Source organism: Chitinophaga pinensis DSM 2588, assembly GCF_000024005.1.
In the GTDB taxonomy this organism is placed as follows: domain Bacteria; phylum Bacteroidota; class Bacteroidia; order Chitinophagales; family Chitinophagaceae; genus Chitinophaga; species Chitinophaga pinensis.
Genome location: NC_013132.1, coordinates 8046564 through 8065657, shown reverse-complemented (window position 1 = coordinate 8065657; position 19094 = coordinate 8046564). Strand labels below are relative to the sequence as shown.

Genomic DNA, 19094 nt, shown 5'->3' with positions numbered 1-19094 from the left:
ATGATTATTTACACTTAACGGTAACTCTTCGTTTAGATGCTTTTACATTATATTTTTTAATAAGTGCTTCTGCGGCCGCTTTTTTCTTGGCTGACTGTATCCGTTTGTTAGGATCATTCAGCATCGTCATACCGGTTTTCTTCGCCTGTTTATCAAACTCCCTTTGTTCATAATACCTCAGTATGTTGTTTCGTTCGCTGGGGTCTGTACAATCCCCAAGATCAACTTTCACATACTGCACTTTTGTACCGTCCATCTCCAGTAAATCCTGGGCATTCGCATGCCGCAGATCTGATATACGCGACCGCATACCCTGCTCGCCAATACCTGAACTACCTACATAAGATTGTTTACCATTGGTGAGAATATAAATACCGGGTGAATCGGGCAATCCGGCAGGGCCGGCCACTAATCCCAACAGATCAACCCATGCATTCGGGTCTGTTACATAACTATAGAACCGTAAACCAGCCAGCGGCGCTAAGGGGTCCTGACTGATATATATGCCTTCGTCGGGGCTGTAATACCGGTATCTGTTGTAATAGAGTCCGGTTTCTACATCTTCATACTGTCCCTGATAACGGAACGGTATGAAATCGATAGGCCCTGCTAACTTACGTACCTTTCCATAAATATCCAATTCACAGGACCAGACAATGTTTCCTTCTTCGTCATATGCCTGACAGGGAGTCCCAATATGATCTGTAATGATCGAATAACTTACGCCTCCACAGATCTTTGCCAGCAACAGATGTGATTCAGGATCGAATACCCAGGTAGTCAGGTTTTCCACAGGTACCGGTTCAGGATCTCTGTATACATTGCCTGTGTCATCGATCACCGTCACCGGGCGCTCCGCTACATTATAATGCCATTCGTGCAAAGGTTTACCGCCATTCCATACCCAGCGTGTTATCTGTTGTCCGAATATCTTGGCCGTCCTTCTTCCCAGAGCATCATATTCAAACTGTACTTCGCGGCGGTCCGGACGTATCACTTTTTTCAACATGCCATTACCATACCACTCATATTTCCATAAGGAAAGGTCACGCATCAGTTTTTCTGTGAGGTTTCCTTCCGCATCATAGGAATACCTGGCATCGGCTGTTTCCTTCAACTGACCACCACTGGTGTATTTCCGGTCTTTTCTTTCTGTGGTTTTATACAGATTGCCCGTCTTATCAGGCAGGCGATAATCAAACTGTCCGTCTTCATATTGCGCCCAGGCCAGGTTGCCGAAATCATCATGCCCGTATTTGATCCCATTGCCACTTTCCAGGGCGTTGACAATACTTTTAAGTCTGTCGTTCACATCCCAGCGATAATGCCGGCTACGGGTAATATTCGCGCCGCTGCTCACGGTGTGTGTAGCGATCAGTCCGGACTGATGATAGGAACGTTTGCTTTTTACGCCACCTGGCAGGTTTCTTTCAATCTCAAGGCCCATCAGGTTACGCTCAATGTGCATGACCCAGGGATTGATATTACCAGCTGTCTGCACGTGCATACCGGTCAGGTAGCCCGTCTGATCTCTTTGTACCTTAATATCCGCGCCAATGGCACTGCTGATGGCGGTACGCCGGCCCTGTTTGTCATATACACTCATGACCTGGTGGCCGTCCTGCCATTCTTCTACAATCCTGCCCAGGGCATCTCTTACAAATTTTACGCTGCTGTTTTCATTGGTGGCTTCTGTAACATGACCATTGCGGTCATAGCTATAGATTTCCCAGCTACCGTCACTTTGTTCAATGCGTGTCAGCAAACCGATCGCATTGTACTCATAATCGGTATATTTTCCGCTGTCATAATGCGAATGTATCAGCTTTCCTGCTGCATCCCGCTTATAGTGTTTGTTTAATCCGTCAAAACGTGTTTCTCCGATAATATCTCCGCGCATGTCACGTCTGAACCGGAATGTCTCTCCGTGCTCATTTATAATGGAACAGAGCAGGTCTTCCGTGTCATGGATGAAACGAACGGCGGTATTGTTTTCCTCTCTTGATTTCAGACTACCCAGGGGAGTATAAGTATACCTGATATCCCGTTGTTTGTCTGTCATCCTGGTGACGTCATCGTAGGCATCATATTGTAATTCGGTACGATTGCCGTCAGCCGCCAGTATTTCAATCACGCGCCCCAGCTTGTCGTAACGGAACAGTTGTTCCTGTTCTAAAGGGTTCACTGCTTTAATACACTGTCCCCATGCATCATAAGCCCAGCTGGTAGTACCTCCCTCCGGTAAGGTAAGTGTGGTGAGGTTACAATCTTCATCATAGGCAAACAAGGTAGTGCCGCCTCTGAAGTCGGTTACTTTACTGAGCAGGTTTCTTTCATTGTATTCAAATAATTCCAGTGAACCATCTGCGGAAGTAAGCGAATGCAGTAATCCATTATCCTGATAATACACATAAGAAGTACTATTGCCCTGGGCATCCGTTGATACTGCCATATAGCCATTTTCATCATAGCTATGTGTGGAAATACTGGCATCAGGGTAAACGACCGCTGTCACGCGTCCCTCTTCATCATAACTATACCCTGTCATATCGCCCTCTTCATTGATCTCTCTGTATATTTCGAAGTCAGGTGTATACTCCGTGAACGTGGAATGGCCCAGCGGGTCTTTGATCTGGTGTACGACATAATCAGGCGTGTAGTAATAGGTCGTTTGCTGATCGAGTGAGTTCGTTACAATATTAAACCCGTCTTCAGGGTAATATTCGATATAACCTTCCAGCAAACCATCATCTCCCCAGGTATGAATACAGCGGTGTTTTTTATCATACGCCCAGTAAAAAGATTGTCCGTTACGATCTGTCTTTTTAATCATCAGGTGATTGGCGTAAGTGATATGCATGGTTTGTTCTAATGCATCTGTTACGGCAATCAGGTCACCTTCATCATTATATCCATAGGAGATCAGGCGTTTTTCCTGTCCATGATGATGAACGCTTACACCCGTGATACGTCCTGCTGCATCACTGCTGACATGCAGGTGTCTGCCAACGCTGTCTATCACCCGTACCAGACTACCCCGGTGGTTATAATGGAAGCTGATGATAAACTGTGCTTTATTATGGATGGCAGACAGATGATATTGATGTGCACCTTCATAGGTCTTCCGGAAGGTATAATACAACCCGTTTTCATGATTGTATAACTGGTATTCATCAATGTCTGTCCGTTTGAGTGTCAGTCGCTCGTGGCGGTTATAATCACTATTATCGACAGCAATCAGCAGATCGAAGACAGCACTTCTGCCATCACCAAGTAATACGACGGTGGCATCTTCCTGTATAAACTCTTCGACGCGCATGTCATAACTCAGATGTGTGGCGTGTCCGAGTAAGCCTTTATGCGGACTATCACTATTCCAGGATCTTTCCCATTTCAAGGGAATAGGGCCGGGTAGTTCAAAGTCTACGCCTTCATTGACCACAATACCCTGTACCAGGTCCACCGGTTCAAAACCCATTTTACACAGGTTTTTACTGAGTTTATTACTGCCTATTTTTCCTTTTAATGCGTGATTAAATTTAGTAACGGCTTTCTTGCCCAATTTCCCTACGCCTTTCATCAGTGCGCCAAATCCGAAGGAAGTGATCAGGTTCATGAGTACGCCTGCCCAGTCGGGGATGTATGGTCCGCCCACCATCACTGGTTTTCCGAAGGAAAGCGGAATAGAAAATGAGGTAGGCAGATACATGCTGGGGATGGGCTTCAGTTTCTTTCCCGGCTGTAAGGACAGTGGAATACCGATATCGTTACAGGTCATCAGCATATGTCCTGTCGGACTTAATAGCCTGCCTTCTGCTTTTACTGTCTTGCTGCCAAAGAAGTTAACGGAATCATGTCCGATCATTGGCGCCAGCAGCCAGGGACCACCCATGGGAATATGAAAGAGGATAACAATGATGCCACTGGTATCGCTGACACCGCGGGGTACATGATTTACTTTGGTGGTAGCACCCAGAAAAGGAATGTAATCCATGGGGTCGATGACGAACCCGATGTAGGGGTGGGGCAGTGGAATGGGAAATCCAAGCAGGATAACAATGTGGATATCAAGCCCGATGACGGGGATGAAATGTTTATTGCTGACCAGCATATGTAATTATTTTTGAGAGGCTATAATGCCTCGGGTTCTTCCATTTCTAATGGCAGGATCAATGGTTCTCTTTTCTTGCGGATATTGTCTACGTCGGCTTTCCAGTCTTCGCCGAAGAGGCGGCCCATTCTTTCGTCTATGTCCCTTACGATATCTTGTTTCCTGTTTGCATGTGCATAATCATAGTAGTCCCGCAACAGATAGATGTAGATGGAAGCAGTGATTTCGTCGTCCGGCAGATGCCATCCAGCCAGATAGCCTTTTTCCAGTACATCATAATAGCGGCTGCTGTCTTTCCTTCTGCAGAGTTCAGCAGCCTGGTACCAGGCATTCAATGCCTGTTGTGAGAATTTATGTTGTTCAGCCAGTTCGGCCTGTTGTATAAACCAGTTGATCGCTTCCGTAAAGCGGCGGCGTATCTGTGCATAAGCGCCATGGTAGCCGTAGAACTGAACCATCAGCGGCAGACAGGCGCCGTCTCCCTGTTGGAAACCCTGTTTGGATATACGGTGTCCGCGTTCCAGCAGTTCCGGTATTTTAGGGTCTTTTTTAAAGTGAAACAGCATACCTGCATACATGATATGTGCAGTGGCAAACAGTCCTTTGTTTCCACTACGTTGTGTAGCATCCAGTGCCTGTTGGCCCCAGCGATGCAGGCGTTTCACATCCTTATCTTTCATGGCTGCGCCCATCTCAAATACACATTTGCGCAGCATGATTTCCGGGTCATTGGGATTACCGGCGGCAGATAGTTTTTTGATGGCGCTATGCAGGTCCATCGGAATATGGATGCTTAGCAGCATATCAGGAAAATACCTGTCCTGCAGGGCAAAGTGATCAGCACCTGCATGATCTATGGCCAGTAATTTTACCCCTGCGGGAATGCCTTTTTTGAGCAGGTTACTGATCCAGTTCTTCATGTCTTTGGTACTGCTGACCTGCCGGGGGATCAATGCTAATACCAGCTCTTTCCGTTCCTGTGGCAATGCCTGTTTAAAGCTCTGCAGCAATGATAACAGGGTATCATCCATCTGGTAACCCTGTTGTTTTTTCAGCGCCTCTCTGTAAGGAGTCGGATCCCATTGAAAGGACGCCTGCTGCTGCAATTGCGCCAGCAGTTCGGTACTTTTATCGTAGGTATCCAGCCAGTCCCTGATCAGGGCTGCGCTGAACGTATCTTCATCTTCAAAGGAAGTGAGGTGGGTAACAAAGACTTCCGGCAGACTTCCATGTTCAGAAGATTCCAGTTTGCAGAAACCTTCATAGACACGTGCTTCCTCCGGTTTGATCATGAACCGTACAAATCGCAGGGATGGTTTCCCTGTTGTTTTCTCCCGCCATTGCTGCTGTATCTTATTGACCAGTTGCGCTATAGGATTGTGTTCATTCATAGTGATTAATTAACAGTTCAGGTTCAGCATACCGCCAACGATATCCGTGGTCACTTTTCCGTTTACTTTGACGTTGCCTTTGCTACTGTCAATATTCACCACATTTTCACCTGCAGCGTAGAAGTTCTTGGTGTCGATATAGAGATTAGATCCACTGGAAACGGTATTGGCCGATTCTGCCGCAGATGTAATGGTTTTCGCGCCGCTTTCAATATTGTTGGCAGCATTATCTACCAGGATGCTGGCATTCTCTTCACCAATGAATACTTTCTCTGTACCGACGATGTGAATTTCTTTGGATTTGAACTCAATTTTATTCGGCGCTTCCACCACGATATGATCTTCAGTTTTTACTGTGATCAATGTCTGGGAACTCACCGTGATATTACCGGCGCCATCCATGGCCATGCTGCTGCCATTTTTATCCGTTACCGTAATACTACCCGCTGCATCATTCAGAAGGATGGTATTACCACTTCTGGTCTTCAGGGCTTTCATGTCATTCCCTGAATTACCATAGCTGCTCTTAGCACCGCCATTGTATGTGGCTCCGATGACAAATGGTTGTTCCGGATTTCCGCCTTCAAATTCGGTGATGACTTCTTCCCCTACTTCCGGCATGATGAACATCCCTTTATCACCGCCACCTGAAGCGGATACGACTCTGATCCATGGTGTTTGTCCCTGTTGCATCCAGCGGAAACGAACACGTATACGACCGAGTCCTTTCGGATCGTTATTTTCAGTGACAATAGCCGATTGTGGTTCTGTGTAAGGAATATTTGCGAGGTTGATATGTGGGGTGGCCACATCTGCAGGAATACCCTCAAACATATTATGGTAGCTGCCATTGGCCCCACAGTAGTGTCTGATATTGGTGATCATAAATTCGCCATGGTGTTGTTCTGTACCCATAGCGGATTCTTTGATGCTGACAGTATCGCCGATGCGGAAGGAAGGATTGGTACTGCTGCCTTTGATGGTGACCATCTTGGCGAGTTTGCCCTTTTTCTGTAAGGTGGTCAGTTTATCCAGTTGTGCTTTAGCGCTGCTGTTAAACGGATAGTTCATCTTATACAAACCTTCCCGGCTGTATAGCTTACTGCTGATATCACTGGCGTGTTGTGAATAAGCATTCAGTTTACCGGTTTCTTTTGACTGTGTGGTATCTTCTACCACTTTGTCCTGCCGGTAATCGTAGCCATTCAGTTTGGCATTGTTAGGTTTTACCGATAAGGCGATATTAAATTCCAGCAGATCTACCTGGTGGGTCAATGCTGCTTTCTGCGGAGAATATTTGCCAAATACCAGTTGCTGACCATCATAGAAGAACCATTCTCCATGGCGTTCTGACAACCGGCGGATGAATTCGTAGGAAGTTTCCTTGTACTGTACTACATATTTCTGCGTCTCTTTTGTTTCCGGATTAATGGCTGTTTTCAGCACATTGGGCGGATAGCTCTTCACCGTGGCAGATACGATATCAGACACTGATTTATTTTCGAAGAAAGTAATATGCGGATCATCATCCAGCAGTATACTAGGGCTATGTCCACGGATGATACAATGTCCATGTGTGCCATCGCCCATTTTTCCTGTGGTGATATTTGTAACGATACCTTTAAAGATCAGGTCTTTCACACCAGGTAATTGCTCGGCAGGAGCAACGGTGATTTCAATTTCTTCTCCCAGGAATTTATTCGCAGCGCCGGAGATGCCGCCGCCTAGTTTTTCAAACCAGTCATAACTCACATATATTTCAAACTCATGATGGTCGTCCAGATACTGTCTCAGTTCGATCGTATTGAAGGTCTGAAACTGTTGTCCGGCTATGGAGAATGAGGTACTTGTATTCAGTGCCATAATATAAAAATTTGAAAATGCAGCGTTGGCAGCGAGGGATCATAAAAGGGGATCGTCTGCTGCCGGCGCCTTAATTTTTATTATGTTTTTCCTTTAGTAACAATGGTCTGTTCAGTTCTCCTTCCACCTGTTGTGGTTGAAGCGCAATATTTTCTCCTTTGAAGCTGACATTAAAACTGGAGATACTGGTGGCTCCCTGTTTCTCGGCTGTAACCTGGAACATATTGGATGATGTGATATTCCAGGATTTATAACCGGGTAATCCGTTAATAATGCCGTTTGTGTCAGTTACTACATCATTGTACAGTAAAGCGCCTTTATCATCGTATACGTCAAACTGTTTGCCTTTGAAATAGTAGGAGAGGTAGTTATTGGAATGCATCCACAAGGGAGCATCTTTTTCTTCTTTAGGCACGACGCCCATCTGAATGGAATCTCTGCGGCCATCCGGATAGGAAAGACCTACCCAGAGATCCTGCGGATCGTTATTATGGCAGATCAGACTAAAATGTACACTGTCGTATAACGTTGATTGTCCACCGGTAAAAATAGGCTTATCCAGCAGCCATTCTTTTCGTTGTCCGGCGTGATTTGTCCCTTTTACAGCGATGGGGAAATTTTCTGCACCATAGGTATAAACGCTGACTTCCTGTTGCTGATTGATGGTCCTGGTGCGCAGTGCACTCACCGGACTGAGGTATTTTGTGAAGTCGACTGTTTTCCAGAATGTATCCTGCGGAGGATGTGCTTTACGTGCTTCCAGGTATTGCTTAGGCATCCACACGGCATCTTTCACGGCCACTTTACCGGTCTGGCTTTGTGCACAAACGCCGGTGGCGATGTAGAATAGTGAAAGACATATCAGATAGCATATTTTCATACAGTGTCAGTTTACTTCCCAGAACCAGATCTCTTTTACGCGACTGTCATTGGTATAATCGCCGGTGGCTGTCATGATCTGTGTGTTGACATGATACAGGAGATCGATGTGGTCCCCTGTGTTACTGGTACCATAGAAGTCTTTAAAAAAAATGATGCCATTTTTCGACCAGTACTGGTTTGCGAGAAAGGCATTTTTCTGGACGGCATTGCTGCACGTTACCTGTAATGGTTTACCAAAGTTGCGCCATAACCAGGTGGCGAGACTTTCTGCGCCTCTGGCATAGCCATGTTTACATTTCGGATCTGTGTAATTTGACAGGGTGATCCCGGCTTTGATGAGGCAATGGGACATACGGATGGCACACTGATTTTCATAGTGATAGAATCCGTTCTTATCCTTTTCATCACAAGGCATAGCATGTGCACTTCCCGCCGGTGCCTGGGAATCGTGTGGATAACTGCTCCATAATGTACTGAAAGCAGGGAATTTTTTCAGGGCCATGAGTACAATGTTTTATTCAGTGATCACATGATATATCGGGGTAACAAAACAGCCGGCAGGGTCCTTATCAGGACTGTGGCCAGGGGTTCTTAAACGTGGAACTGCCGAGTTGTACTTCTCTGGCTGACAGTACCATTTTGATCTGCATGGGAACGTCGCCTGCTGCTTTGAAATGCTCTTCATATTCTACACAGTAGGCATCGGTGAATTTTAATTCCTTCATTTTTGACATGGCGTCCCGGCGGTAAAAAACAATGCTGCCACTTTTGGTCTGCGTGTTGGATACCATCCAGTCGAAGAGGTTTGTGTTACCATCTGATTCTACCAGTACGGTTACAGCGCCTCCTGTCGGACGGGCAGCTGGTTTTCCGTTATGGTCAGTGTGCTGGGCGAAAGAAAAATGGCAATCCAATACATTAAGTTCTTCTCCGTCTATACGCATAACTGCTTTAAATGACATATCCTTGAGGTTTTGCTTGATTAATATGGTATTAGTAATGAAATTTTTATGGACAGCAAATGAAAGTGTACATGGAAATTGGGGACCGGATTAACTGCTTCAGCAAGCGGCAGGTTTTTCCATAGTTACTAAAATTCAAGTGCCGGATTAACGTTTATAACTATTCAATTAAAGATACATGGTCAATGCGAAAATAAATATTCCGGGACATATTGTGAATTATTTTATCAAAAAAAACAGATTAAAAAAGATGTTACTGTTCTGTTTGCTGAGGTTGTGGAAGTTCGCGGAGAGAGATATTGAAAGGGGAGAAATTGCGCATGGAATGCGCCGGAAAACAGGACAATTTGCCTATATTGAGTAAGCATTCGCTTTGATAACGCTCAGGTACTTAATATCCTTCATTAATCCTTCGTTGGATGAACGAAAGATTAACGAAGGATAAGAAAATGTAAGAGAATATCAGGCCATTACCCGGCGATCAGAGAAGAGTACCCGGGCGATCTCATCACCCACAAGATCTGCCATTGTTTCATTGCCTGCCAGTATGCCTGTGTCCGTTTGCAGAGAATAGGGAAGCCCTTCCATCGTTCTGACAACGCCACCGGCCTCTTCCACCAGCAGTGCGCCGGCCAGCCAGTCATAGGCGTCATCTCCGGATTCCCAGAAAGCATCTATCCGGCCAGCAGCCACATAGGCCAGCTGTAAAGAGGAGGTACCCGTCATCCGCACGGCGCCTGCTTTTGGCAGCAGGATTCCCATTGTCTCAAGGAGCTGCCGGACGTCTTTTTCCTCCTTATCCGGCTGATTAGGATGGGCTGTTACCAGGATCGCATCGCTGAGTCTGTTACGTATATTCACCGCCAGCTTTTCTCCATTCATCCAGGCGCCCTGTCCCCGCATGGCGGTAAATAATTCATCTCTTACAGCATCATAGATCACGGAAAATACGGCCAGTCCGTTTTCAATCAAAGCCAGGGATATACACCAGGGAGATAATCCCTGCAGGAAATGAATAGCGCCGTCCAGCGGGTCGCATACCCAGTAACGGTCGCCCAGGGAGGTGGCTTTCTGCTGACGGGTATCAAATTCAGCCTCAGACCAGGGAATATCCGGCGCGATGGCCAGTAAGCCCTCCCGGATGATATTGATACAGCTGGTATTGACTCTTTTAAACTGAAGCGCCATCTCCTGTTTGTTCCATGCCTTCACAGTTGGGACTTCCTTTTTTATGCGGTTTCCAGCCATTTTAATGACCTTACTGCTTCTTATAAGTAAAGTGTTCATCTTTCTTTTTTGTAGCAAAGAAAGGCAGGAAAAAAGGGCAGGAATTGGAATTGGGAAGGAAGGTATTGGACTATTCGTGGAATTTACTCCTGAAGTTGCCCGGGGTATCGCCGGTCAGTTTGCGGAACAGGCGGGAAAAATAGGTATGATCTTCATAACCCAGTTCCCAGGCAATGGTCTTGACAGGTTTATCCGTGTAGTATAACAGGCGTTTGGCTGCATTGAGCATGGCGTACTGTCGCCAGTAGGTCAGTGGATAACCGGTGGTTTCCCTGACACAGTCATTCAGGTGAGCCGGTGTGATATGCATCTGCTGTGCAAAAAAAGCAGGTGTCTGTGCAGCGCTTTCCTGTTGCAACAGTTGCATAAACTGACGGGTGATGGCGGCAGCCTGGCGGATGTTCTGGGCGCTGTTTTCCAGGATACATTCAAATTCCGGCAATATCCGGTGAAAAAGGGCGTCGCTCAGTCCTTTTATAACAGCCGGTTTATAACGCGCAGGACAGGCGCTTGTATTGAAAGTAGCCTGTAAGGTAAGGACCATCTGTATCAGATCTCCGGCGTCCCGGAGGGAGGCATATTGCTGCTTGATCTGCAGACTCTGAAAGGCAATTGCCAGTGTATCCGGTAGCAGAAAAGGCGCTGTGGAAATGATCCATCCTTTTGCCTGATGTACCTCATGCGCAAAATGTACCTGCAGGGGTTTGATCACCATCATGGCAGGGGCCGTGCAATGAAATACTTCACCTTCCATCTCCATTGTTCCGACGCCTTCCATCATTATCATGACCAGGTAATGATCATCCTGATGGGGCATAGTGGCATATGAAATATCCTCCGGGATATCTTCGATGATCAGACCGCCAATATTGGATGGCTCCAGAGAATAGAAAGGAAGCTGATTTTTCATGCCGGGTAAAAGTAGGCATATTCACCGGGGAATCAGGGTCGGATCGGGAAAAAGAAAAGCCGGACCATGAAGATCCGGCTTTTTTCAGTTGCTATGTTGCGTTGTCAGGGCACGATAATCGTCTTCGTTTCCTGGGTATGCGCACTGAAATAGCCAATCGCATTTCCCTTGATATTGCTGACAGGATTCGCTGGTGTAGCGGAATTGCTTTCACCGGTAGCACTGTTGCTCAAACTGAAGAAGTACTTGTATACATCTGCATCGATGTTCATCATATCCACGGTCACTTCATCTTTAGAGTGGATCTTCAGCGTTTCGTCGTCATCATCCTGCCCCAGGATGTAAAGACGTGCGTTGATCTCATTACCATTGGTCAGATCATCATTTCTTACCCAGTAACTCTTGATCATTTTACCATTGATATACTGACGGAAACGATAGTAATTTGTTTCTGCTGCAGGATCTCTGAAGTTGACATTGGCGATTTTGGTCATGTCGCCAAACAGATCTTCTTCAACAGTTGATAATGCATCAAAAGGAACTTTTGATGGCATACGGGAAGTAGCCGTGTATTGCTCTCCGTCGAGGGTCACCAGCAATCCGTAAGTGGTGCCGCTTACGCCTGACAGTTCAGAAGCGATGTAAACACCTGTTTCACTTGTTTCAGTCAGCAGGGTGGTATCTGTACCAGTCCAGATCTGCACTTTTGCACCGGATACACCGTTGAAATCATTATTTGAACCGAACGTTTTGGTACGGCTGATCTTTACGCTACATGCGCCTTTGCTGTCAGTCAGTACACCTTCGATCACTAACTTGTCGTCGTTACCGTTCAGGTTGAGATCGATCTCTTTTTCACAGGCTGTGCCCAACAACAGCGCCGAGCCTAGTAATGTATATATTAAACTGTTACGCATGGTGATTAGAACTTAAAGTTGTAAGAGATAGAAGGAATGAATTTGAATAATGCAGTCTGTTTAGCCACTGTTTTAGTCGGATCATCCTTGCTGTCTTCAAATGTGATGGTATATGCATTCTCTCTGCCATAGGCATTATAGAGACTGAAAGCCAGTTCGGAAGACCAGCGTTTACGTTTCTTCAGCTGTAAGGTAGCGCCGAGGTCCAGACGGTGATAGTTTGGCATACGGTAAGCGTTACGGCCGGTGTAGTAGTAAACGGTTTGTCCGTCAACATTGTATTTACCGGATGGATAGGTCACTGCATCACCTGTATAATAGATCCAGTTAGCAGAGAGGGTCCATTTAGGGCTCAGCTGGTATATGGCTACGATCGCAATGTCATGTGTTCTGTCCTGACGGGCATTGTACCATTCGTTGTTATTGATACCATCGATCTTTCTTTCGGTCTTGGACAGCGTGTAGCTCACCCAACCATTGAATTTACCTACTCTCTTTTTGAACAGCCATTCGATACCATAAGCGCGTCCTTTACCAAACAGCAGTTCAGATTCGATCGCATTGCTGACAGAGTTCACATTGGCGCCATCCCGGTAATCGATCTGGTTCTGCAATGATTTGTAGTAGGTTTCAACCGTCAGTTCATAGTCGCCACCAAAGAGGTCTTTGTAGTAGCCAACGGAGAACTGATCAGAGATCTCCGGTTTGATAATATTTGTGCTGGCCACCCATTTATCGGTCGGACTGCTGGTTGTACTGTTGGAGATCAGGTGCAGGTTCTGTGTATTACGTACATATGAACCTTTCACGGAAGAGGTAGCATTCAGTTTGTAGCTGATGGCCAGTCTTGGTTCCAGGTTGACATAAGTTTTTACGAAATCGCCTTTTTTGTAGTGCAGGGTATCCAGTATTTTACCATCCTGGTCAATGTTGAAGAAATCACCTTTACCCAGTACGCTGAAAGAAGAGACACGCAGACCATAGGTCATGCTGAGCGCTTCAGACATTTTCCAGCTGTCAGTCGCATATACGGCATTCTCCCAGGAGTAGCGGTCTTCCAGCGATCTGGCATTGATCTGAGAAGTTTCAGAGGTAGTTACCTGACCCGGTGTGATGGTGTGATAGATACTGTTGAAACCAAAACGGATGTTATGGCTGGAAGAAGGATACCATTGGAACTCCTGTTTCAGGTTATAATCCCTGATTTTGGAGTAGATATCTGCATTCACCGAACCACTGTTGATAGATACTGTATAATCGTAGTTACTGTATATCAGGGAGGTGTTGGAGAACAATTTGTTACTGAAAATGTGGTTCCAGCGGAGGGTACCGGTGGTATTACCCCATGACAGACCGAAGAGATCGCCTACACCCAGTTTATCCTTTCCGAAGTAGCCGGAGAGGTACAGTTTGTCCTTGTCGCCCAGTTCATAGTTCAACTTGGCATTGATATCGTAGAAGTAGAGTTTATTGTTATTGATACTGGAATCATTGGACAATTTCAGGAACACATCTGCATATGTTCTGCGGCCTGTGACGAGGAAGGAGGATTTATCCTTCTGGATAGGACCTTCCACGTTCAGTTTGGCTGAGATGAGGCCGATACCGCCACTTACGCCAAAATCCTGGTTATTACCATCATTCATCTTGATATCCAGTACGGAGGACAGTCGGCCGCCATATTGGGCAGGCATACCGCCTTTATATACCGCGATATCCTTGATCGCGTCTGAGTTGAATGTGGAGAAGAAACCCAGCAGGTGAGACGCGTTGTATACCGGCGCTTCATCCAGGAGGATCAGGTTCTGGTCGGCAGCGCCGCCACGTACGTACATACCTGCGTTACCATCACCGGCTGACTTGATACCGGGCAGTAACTGGATAACTTTAATAGCGTCTCTTTCACCGAGGAGGACGGGTACATTCTTCATCTCCTTGGCTGTCAGCTTCTCCAGACCCATCTGAGGGGCGGCGAGGCTTCTTTTTGTGCTGGTGCCGGTAACAGTTACAGCGCCCAGGGAAACCGATTCGTCTTCCAGGGATATGTTAATGGTAGTGTCTTTCCGCAGGGTAAACTCCAGGCTGTTTGTCTGAAGGCCCATAGAGGTAAATTCGAGCTTGTGTTTGCCATCTGTGATGGTGATGGAGTAAAACCCGTATTCGTTTGTGGTGGTTCCTCCGCCACCGCTGACTCTCACGGTAGCGCCGATCAGGGTTTCGCCTTTGGCTTTGGATTTAATGGTTCCGCTAATTGTGTGTTTCTGCTGTGCCGTGGCTTGCAGGGCCATCAGCGAGACAGCAATCAGCAACAATTTTGATTTCATCCGGTTTAAAATTTAGTGCGAAACAAATAATAATTATCTGATATGCAAAAAGTAGTCGGGCTGAAACAGACAAATTTACCGCTGAATCGGACAGGGAAAAGTTGAGCCGTCCGGTTTGTAGTGTGTAATTTGCAGTCTGAAGCACATGAAAAATATACCTGTCAGAAGCCTTGTACGCGTGAGCCTGATCGCACCTTTATGTATTGCCATTCTGGTGGGGCTAACTTCGTCTGCCAAAGAATATGCCCTGAATACAGTCCTGTTGAAGTCTGCGTTGATGTACATCGTGATTTTTTTCATGGGGATGTACAATTTAGGGCTTATGTTATTGTTGGCTCCCCGATTACAATATGGTTCCCGCAACTACAAGATAATCAGAATCATCCTGAGTTTCACAGGAGCCGCGTTATTTAATTATTTGTTATTCAGGGGAATATTGTATTCGAGTCTGCATACCTACCTGATACCGGACTGGTATGATCAGGTCAGAAATAAGATGATCTGGCCGATGTTGTTCCTGCTGCATGGTCTGGTGGTGAATGTCCTGGTGTTTATTCTTCATAATTATATCACCCTGTTACATGCGAAAAACCATACGGAGCTGGAAAATGCCCGGCTGAAATTTGCGAATACGGAGGCTATTAACCAGTTATTACGGCAGCAGATCCATCCGCATTTCCTGTTTAATGCATTGAATACGTTGAAGTCGCTGATCCGTCGTCACCCGGAAAAGGCGGAAGAATACCTGATTCATCTGTCTGATTTTCTGAGAGCAAGTATTTCCAAGGGGCAGCGGGATATTATTTCATTGAAAGATGAACTGAAATTGAGCTCCGATTACCTGGAAATGCAGAAGATGCGGGTGGGAGAGGCGTTGCGGTTTGAGATAAGCGTAGATCAGCAGTCATTATCGAACAAATGGTTACCGGCGTTTTCGCTGCAGCCTTTACTGGAGAATGCGATCAAACATAATGTACTGACGGTGGAAGATCCGCTTTATCTTGCTGTGATACAGGAGGGGGAATATCTGAAAGTGGTGAATAATTTACAGATCAAACATCAGACGGAGGTATCTACCGGCAGTGGACTGATGAATCTTACAGAACGTTACCGGATGTTGACCGGAGAGGATATCCTGATTGAGGATGACGGGAAAACATTCACCGTAAAAATTAAAATTTTGCAACATGCAGGTAGTCATCATAGAGGATGAAGCGTTGACAGCAGAGGACCTGCGCGAGAGTATACTGAAACTGGATGATACGGTACAGGTGACAGCTATGCTGAAGTCAGTCAAAGAGGCAGTCGCTTATTTCAGAACGCACGAAATGCCAGATCTGATCTTCAGCGATATACAGTTGGGAGACGGGGAGAGTTTTGATATTTACAGGACTGTAGAAGTAACGGCGCCGATCATCTTTTGCACAGCGTATGACGAATATGCTTTGCAGGCATTTAAGGCGAATGGTATTGAATATATTCTGAAACCATTTACTGATGCCACTATTGCGGATGCACTCAGGAAATATAATACCCTGCGTCGCAGTTTTGCTGTAAAAGAAACCGGCGCCGGCAATGCGCTGGACGCTGTATTTGAACATGCGCCCAAACCAGCGGCCATACTTGTCCATTACAAGGATAAGATCGTGCCTGTAAGACTGGATAGCATTGTGTTGTTTTATATTGAAAAAGAGACTTTATGCCTGATGACTTTCGATCGTCAGCATTATTATCTCAAGAAATCACTGGAGGAGGCTGAGCAGCTGTGCGGAGATGTTTTCTTCCGTGTGAACAGGCAGTTTCTTGTGAACCGTAAAGCCATAAAAGATGCGTCACATTACTTATCGCGCAAGTTATGCGTTAATCTGAACGTGTCTTTCAGGGAAGTGATTACGGTCAGCAAGGAAAAGACTCCTCAGTTTTTATCCTGGCTGGGAGAGCGTTGATGTTATTTCTTAGCTGCTCTTTTCTTTGGCGTTGCTTTTTTAGCCGCAGCCTTTTTCTTAGGAGCGGCTTTCTTAGCAGCCGCTTTCTTTTTAGGAGCAGCTTTCTTAGCGGCGGCCTTTTTGGGAGCAGCTTTCTTAGCAGCTGCTTTTTTAGGCGCAGCTTTTTTAGCGGCCGCTTTCTTAGGAGCAGCCTTTTTAGCAGCCGCTTTTTTAGGCGTCGCTTTCTTTGCGGCAGCTTTCTTTTTAGGCGCAGCTTTTTTAGCAGCCGCTTTCTTAGGAACTTTTGCACCGGATTTACGGGCTTCAGATAAACCTATGGCGATGGCTTGTTTGGGGTTGGTTACTTTCTTACCGCTTCTGCCGCTTTTCAGTTTACCTTGTTTCATTTCTTTCATGTTCTCTTCTACCTTGTCCTGGCTCTTTTTTGAATACTTTGCCATAGTGTGGAATTTAAAGGTTAGTAAATAAATGATTAATGATTACGGCCGTATAGACCGTAGTATTTTTTTCATATCAATCCCTTTGCCAAGTACCGGTTTAAAGATGTCCCCCATTTCGCTGATACGGGCGATGGCGTTGGTAATATTGAAGTCTTTCATTTTAAGTCCCTTCTTTACTTCGTCCCAATGTAGCGGCATGGAGACCGTTGCACCTGGTTTTGGGCGCAGGGAGTAAGGGGCTGCAAGCGTAGCCTTTGGCCTGTTCTGTAGATAATCAACATATATTTTGCCCTTTCTGTTCTGCGTCATGCGTTCAATACTTGTAAAAGAAGGAAGTTGCTGATGTACCTGGGAGGCAATCCATTTGCCGAACAACTGACAATCTTCGTATGTATATTTTGCGTTTAAAGGAATGTAGATATGTATGCCGGTAGAGCCGGATGTTTTGCAATAGCCTGGAACTTTAATGCTGTCTAATATCTCTTTTGTAACCTGTGCGGTTCTGATTACCTGCTCAAAGGTATTCTTTTCTGTTGGATCCAGATCAATAATACACCAATCAGGATAATCAGGTTTACTGATCTTACTGTTCCAGGGATTCATTTCGATAGCACCCAGATTGGCCATGTAGAGCAGACTGGCTTCATCAGTGGGTACCATAAAGTTTTTGTCTTCTCCATCATTGGTATGATAGGGGAAGGTTTTGATCCAGTCAGGCGCTTTACCCGTTACATCTTTCTGATAGAAGCTTTTGCCTTTAATACCGTTTGGAAATCTGTTAAGCGATTGTGGCCGGTCTTTCAGGTAAGGCAATATGTAAGGCGCTACCTGATAGTAGTAATTCAGCATATCCCGTTTGGTATACTTTTCTTCCGGCCAGAAGACTTTATTAAGATTGGAGAATTTCAGTTCATGTTTGCTGACTTTTCGTACCTGAGTGGCTTCAGAGGGGTTCAATAGTGTTTTGCGGTCACCACCAACAACAGGTGTCAGCATTTGTTGCGAGATAGCGCCAGCCGCTTCTTTTACAACCTTGGCGACAGGCATGGCTTCTTCTTTTCCCACTTCTTTTGCCGTCTTGTCTATACGCATACCTTCGAAAGAGGGGTGACGCATGACACCATCAGCCGTGATTTCGGCATAACTCACTTCACATACCAGTTGAGGACTTAGCCAGACGGCTGTTGCCTTTGGCGGGTTCGGACGGAAGCGGGAAGGTTTGTTGATATCAGGTACAGTACTGAAAGGAGATGTTTTTCTGATCAGGGGTTTGAATGCCTGCAGCATTTCCTTTTGTTGGGCGCTGGTAAAGCCGGTGCCTATCTTTCCCGTATACTGAAACTTGCCCTTTTCAAATACACCTACGAGCAAAGAGCTAAATGGTTTGGAAGAGTTTTCATTACGCGTATAACCGCCAATGACGACTTCATGTCGTTTATTGATTTTAATCTTTAACCAATCCCGGCTACGGAGACCTGTATGATAAATACTGTCTTCTTTTTTGGCAATGATGCCTTCCAGTCCGAGTGACTTGGCCGCGGAAAGAAATTCTGCTGAGGAGGTATCTCTGAAGGCGGTGCTGAGCCGGATGATATCAGGCGCAGGAAACAGGCTTTCCAGTAGCTCCCGTCGCTGAATGAGGGGAAGTTGTGTAAGATCGTACCCATTCAGCCACAAAAGATCGAATACATAGTAGATCAGTTCACCGTCGGCCTCACTCCGCCAGTTCTGAAGATCAGCGAAGCGGGAGATACCATCTGGGGTCAGCACGACTATTTCACCGTCAAGGATGGCGTTAATCTTCCAGGCTTCCAGTGCATGGAAGACGGGGTAGAATTTCTCGTCGAATGATTTGTTGTTACGGGAGATCAGTTGAATGCCGCCTTTGTTCAGCAGGGCAATTGCGCGATAGCCATCCCATTTTACTTCATACAGCCAGCCGGGTGTATCCACAGGATGATCAACCAATGTGGCCAGCATGGGAGACAAGGTAGCGGGGAATCGGGTCCGTTTACCTGCCGAAGGCTTTATATCCGAAGATTTTCGGGTCATGTTGATATC

At 46.0% G+C, this 19094-nt stretch carries 14 protein-coding genes; 2 read left to right on the top strand and 12 right to left on the bottom strand.

From position 1 onward, the window contains the following. Positions 1 to 4: 4 nt before the first annotated feature. The 10 genes from CPIN_RS31740 to CPIN_RS31690 form a co-directional block, all read right to left on the bottom strand. On the bottom strand, positions 5 to 4111 hold the full coding sequence (locus CPIN_RS31740) for a DUF6531 domain-containing protein (RefSeq protein ID WP_012793986.1): 4107 nt from the start codon (positions 4109 to 4111) through the stop codon (positions 5 to 7). A gap of 20 nt (positions 4112 to 4131) precedes the next feature. After that, a complete protein-coding gene (locus tag CPIN_RS31735) occupies positions 4132 to 5502 on the bottom strand; it encodes a hypothetical protein (RefSeq protein WP_012793985.1) in 1371 nt (456 codons plus the stop codon). Positions 5503 to 5511: 9 nt separating this feature from the next. Further along, complete coding sequence (locus CPIN_RS31730) at positions 5512 to 7365, bottom strand: type VI secretion system Vgr family protein (RefSeq protein WP_012793984.1); 1854 nt, start codon at positions 7363 to 7365, stop codon at positions 5512 to 5514. A 70-nt stretch (positions 7366 to 7435) separates the two neighbouring features. After that, entirely contained in the window at positions 7436 to 8245 is an 810-nt protein-coding gene (locus CPIN_RS31725; protein WP_012793983.1) for a hypothetical protein, read from the bottom strand. Positions 8246 to 8251: 6 nt separating this feature from the next. Beyond that, positions 8252 to 8749: a type VI secretion system amidase effector protein Tae4 gene (locus tag CPIN_RS31720; protein ID WP_012793982.1), complete on the bottom strand. Its 498-nt coding sequence runs from the start codon at positions 8747 to 8749 to the stop codon at positions 8252 to 8254. A gap of 67 nt (positions 8750 to 8816) precedes the next feature. Then, positions 8817 to 9209, bottom strand: a complete 393-nt coding sequence (tssD, locus tag CPIN_RS31715) for a type VI secretion system tube protein TssD (RefSeq protein ID WP_012793981.1) — start codon at positions 9207 to 9209, stop codon at positions 8817 to 8819. Positions 9210 to 9671: 462 nt separating this feature from the next. Continuing rightward, positions 9672 to 10496, bottom strand: coding sequence for an inositol monophosphatase family protein (locus tag CPIN_RS31705; protein WP_012793979.1), 825 nt, complete (start codon positions 10494 to 10496; stop codon positions 9672 to 9674). Between the two features lie 70 nt (positions 10497 to 10566). Then, the gene (locus tag CPIN_RS37265) at positions 10567 to 11406 is read right to left on the bottom strand and encodes an AraC family transcriptional regulator (protein ID WP_012793978.1); all 840 of its coding nucleotides are present in this window, start codon (positions 11404 to 11406) and stop codon (positions 10567 to 10569) included. 104 nt (positions 11407 to 11510) lie between these two features. Then, positions 11511 to 12323 (bottom strand): DUF4249 domain-containing protein, encoded by an 813-nt coding sequence (locus CPIN_RS31695; protein ID WP_012793977.1) that lies wholly within the window; start codon positions 12321 to 12323, stop codon positions 11511 to 11513. A 5-nt stretch (positions 12324 to 12328) separates the two neighbouring features. After that, entirely contained in the window at positions 12329 to 14647 is a 2319-nt protein-coding gene (locus CPIN_RS31690) for a TonB-dependent receptor (protein WP_012793976.1), read from the bottom strand. A gap of 145 nt (positions 14648 to 14792) precedes the next feature. Between CPIN_RS31690 and CPIN_RS37260 the strand changes: the two genes are divergently transcribed. After that, positions 14793 to 15860 carry a sensor histidine kinase gene (locus tag CPIN_RS37260; RefSeq protein ID WP_012793975.1) on the top strand — a complete coding sequence of 356 codons (1068 nt, stop codon included), beginning with the start codon at positions 14793 to 14795 and terminating at the stop codon, positions 15858 to 15860. After that, positions 15835 to 16593, top strand: a complete 759-nt coding sequence (locus tag CPIN_RS31680) for a LytR/AlgR family response regulator transcription factor (RefSeq protein ID WP_012793974.1) — start codon at positions 15835 to 15837, stop codon at positions 16591 to 16593. The genes CPIN_RS37260 and CPIN_RS31680 overlap by 26 nt, the downstream gene beginning before the upstream one ends. 2 nt (positions 16594 to 16595) lie before the next feature. Here CPIN_RS31680 and CPIN_RS31675 read toward each other — a convergent pair whose 3' ends face one another. Both CPIN_RS31675 and ligD read right to left on the bottom strand, forming a co-directional pair. Continuing rightward, a complete protein-coding gene (locus CPIN_RS31675; protein WP_012793973.1) occupies positions 16596 to 17033 on the bottom strand; it encodes a DUF6496 domain-containing protein in 438 nt (145 codons plus the stop codon). A gap of 39 nt (positions 17034 to 17072) precedes the next feature. Next, on the bottom strand, positions 17073 to 19085 hold the full coding sequence (gene ligD, locus CPIN_RS31670) for a DNA ligase D (protein ID WP_044220188.1): 2013 nt from the start codon (positions 19083 to 19085) through the stop codon (positions 17073 to 17075). Positions 19086 to 19094 lie beyond the last annotated feature (9 nt).

Excerpts from the sequence above, each read along its gene's own strand:
- tssD (WP_012793981.1), bottom strand. The coding sequence starts at position 9,209 with ATGTCATTTAAAGCAGTTATGCGTATAGACGGAGAAGAACTTAATGTA.
- CPIN_RS31730 (WP_012793984.1), bottom strand. The coding sequence starts at position 7,365 with ATGGCACTGAATACAAGTACCTCATTCTCCATAGCCGGACAACAGTTT.
- CPIN_RS31725 (WP_012793983.1), bottom strand. The coding sequence starts at position 8,245 with ATGAAAATATGCTATCTGATATGTCTTTCACTATTCTACATCGCCACC.
- CPIN_RS31675 (WP_012793973.1), bottom strand. The coding sequence starts at position 17,033 with ATGGCAAAGTATTCAAAAAAGAGCCAGGACAAGGTAGAAGAGAACATG.
- CPIN_RS37260 (WP_012793975.1), top strand. The coding sequence starts at position 14,793 with ATGAAAAATATACCTGTCAGAAGCCTTGTACGCGTGAGCCTGATCGCA.
- CPIN_RS31720 (WP_012793982.1), bottom strand. The coding sequence starts at position 8,749 with ATGGCCCTGAAAAAATTCCCTGCTTTCAGTACATTATGGAGCAGTTAT.
- CPIN_RS31705 (WP_012793979.1), bottom strand. The coding sequence starts at position 10,496 with ATGAACACTTTACTTATAAGAAGCAGTAAGGTCATTAAAATGGCTGGA.
- ligD (WP_044220188.1), bottom strand. The coding sequence starts at position 19,085 with ATGACCCGAAAATCTTCGGATATAAAGCCTTCGGCAGGTAAACGGACC.
- CPIN_RS31735 (WP_012793985.1), bottom strand. The coding sequence starts at position 5,502 with ATGAATGAACACAATCCTATAGCGCAACTGGTCAATAAGATACAGCAG.
- CPIN_RS31680 (WP_012793974.1), top strand. The coding sequence starts at position 15,835 with ATGCAGGTAGTCATCATAGAGGATGAAGCGTTGACAGCAGAGGACCTG.
- CPIN_RS31740 (WP_012793986.1), bottom strand. The coding sequence starts at position 4,111 with ATGCTGGTCAGCAATAAACATTTCATCCCCGTCATCGGGCTTGATATC.
- CPIN_RS31695 (WP_012793977.1), bottom strand. The coding sequence starts at position 12,323 with ATGCGTAACAGTTTAATATATACATTACTAGGCTCGGCGCTGTTGTTG.
- CPIN_RS37265 (WP_012793978.1), bottom strand. The coding sequence starts at position 11,406 with ATGAAAAATCAGCTTCCTTTCTATTCTCTGGAGCCATCCAATATTGGC.
- CPIN_RS31690 (WP_012793976.1), bottom strand. The coding sequence starts at position 14,647 with ATGAAATCAAAATTGTTGCTGATTGCTGTCTCGCTGATGGCCCTGCAA.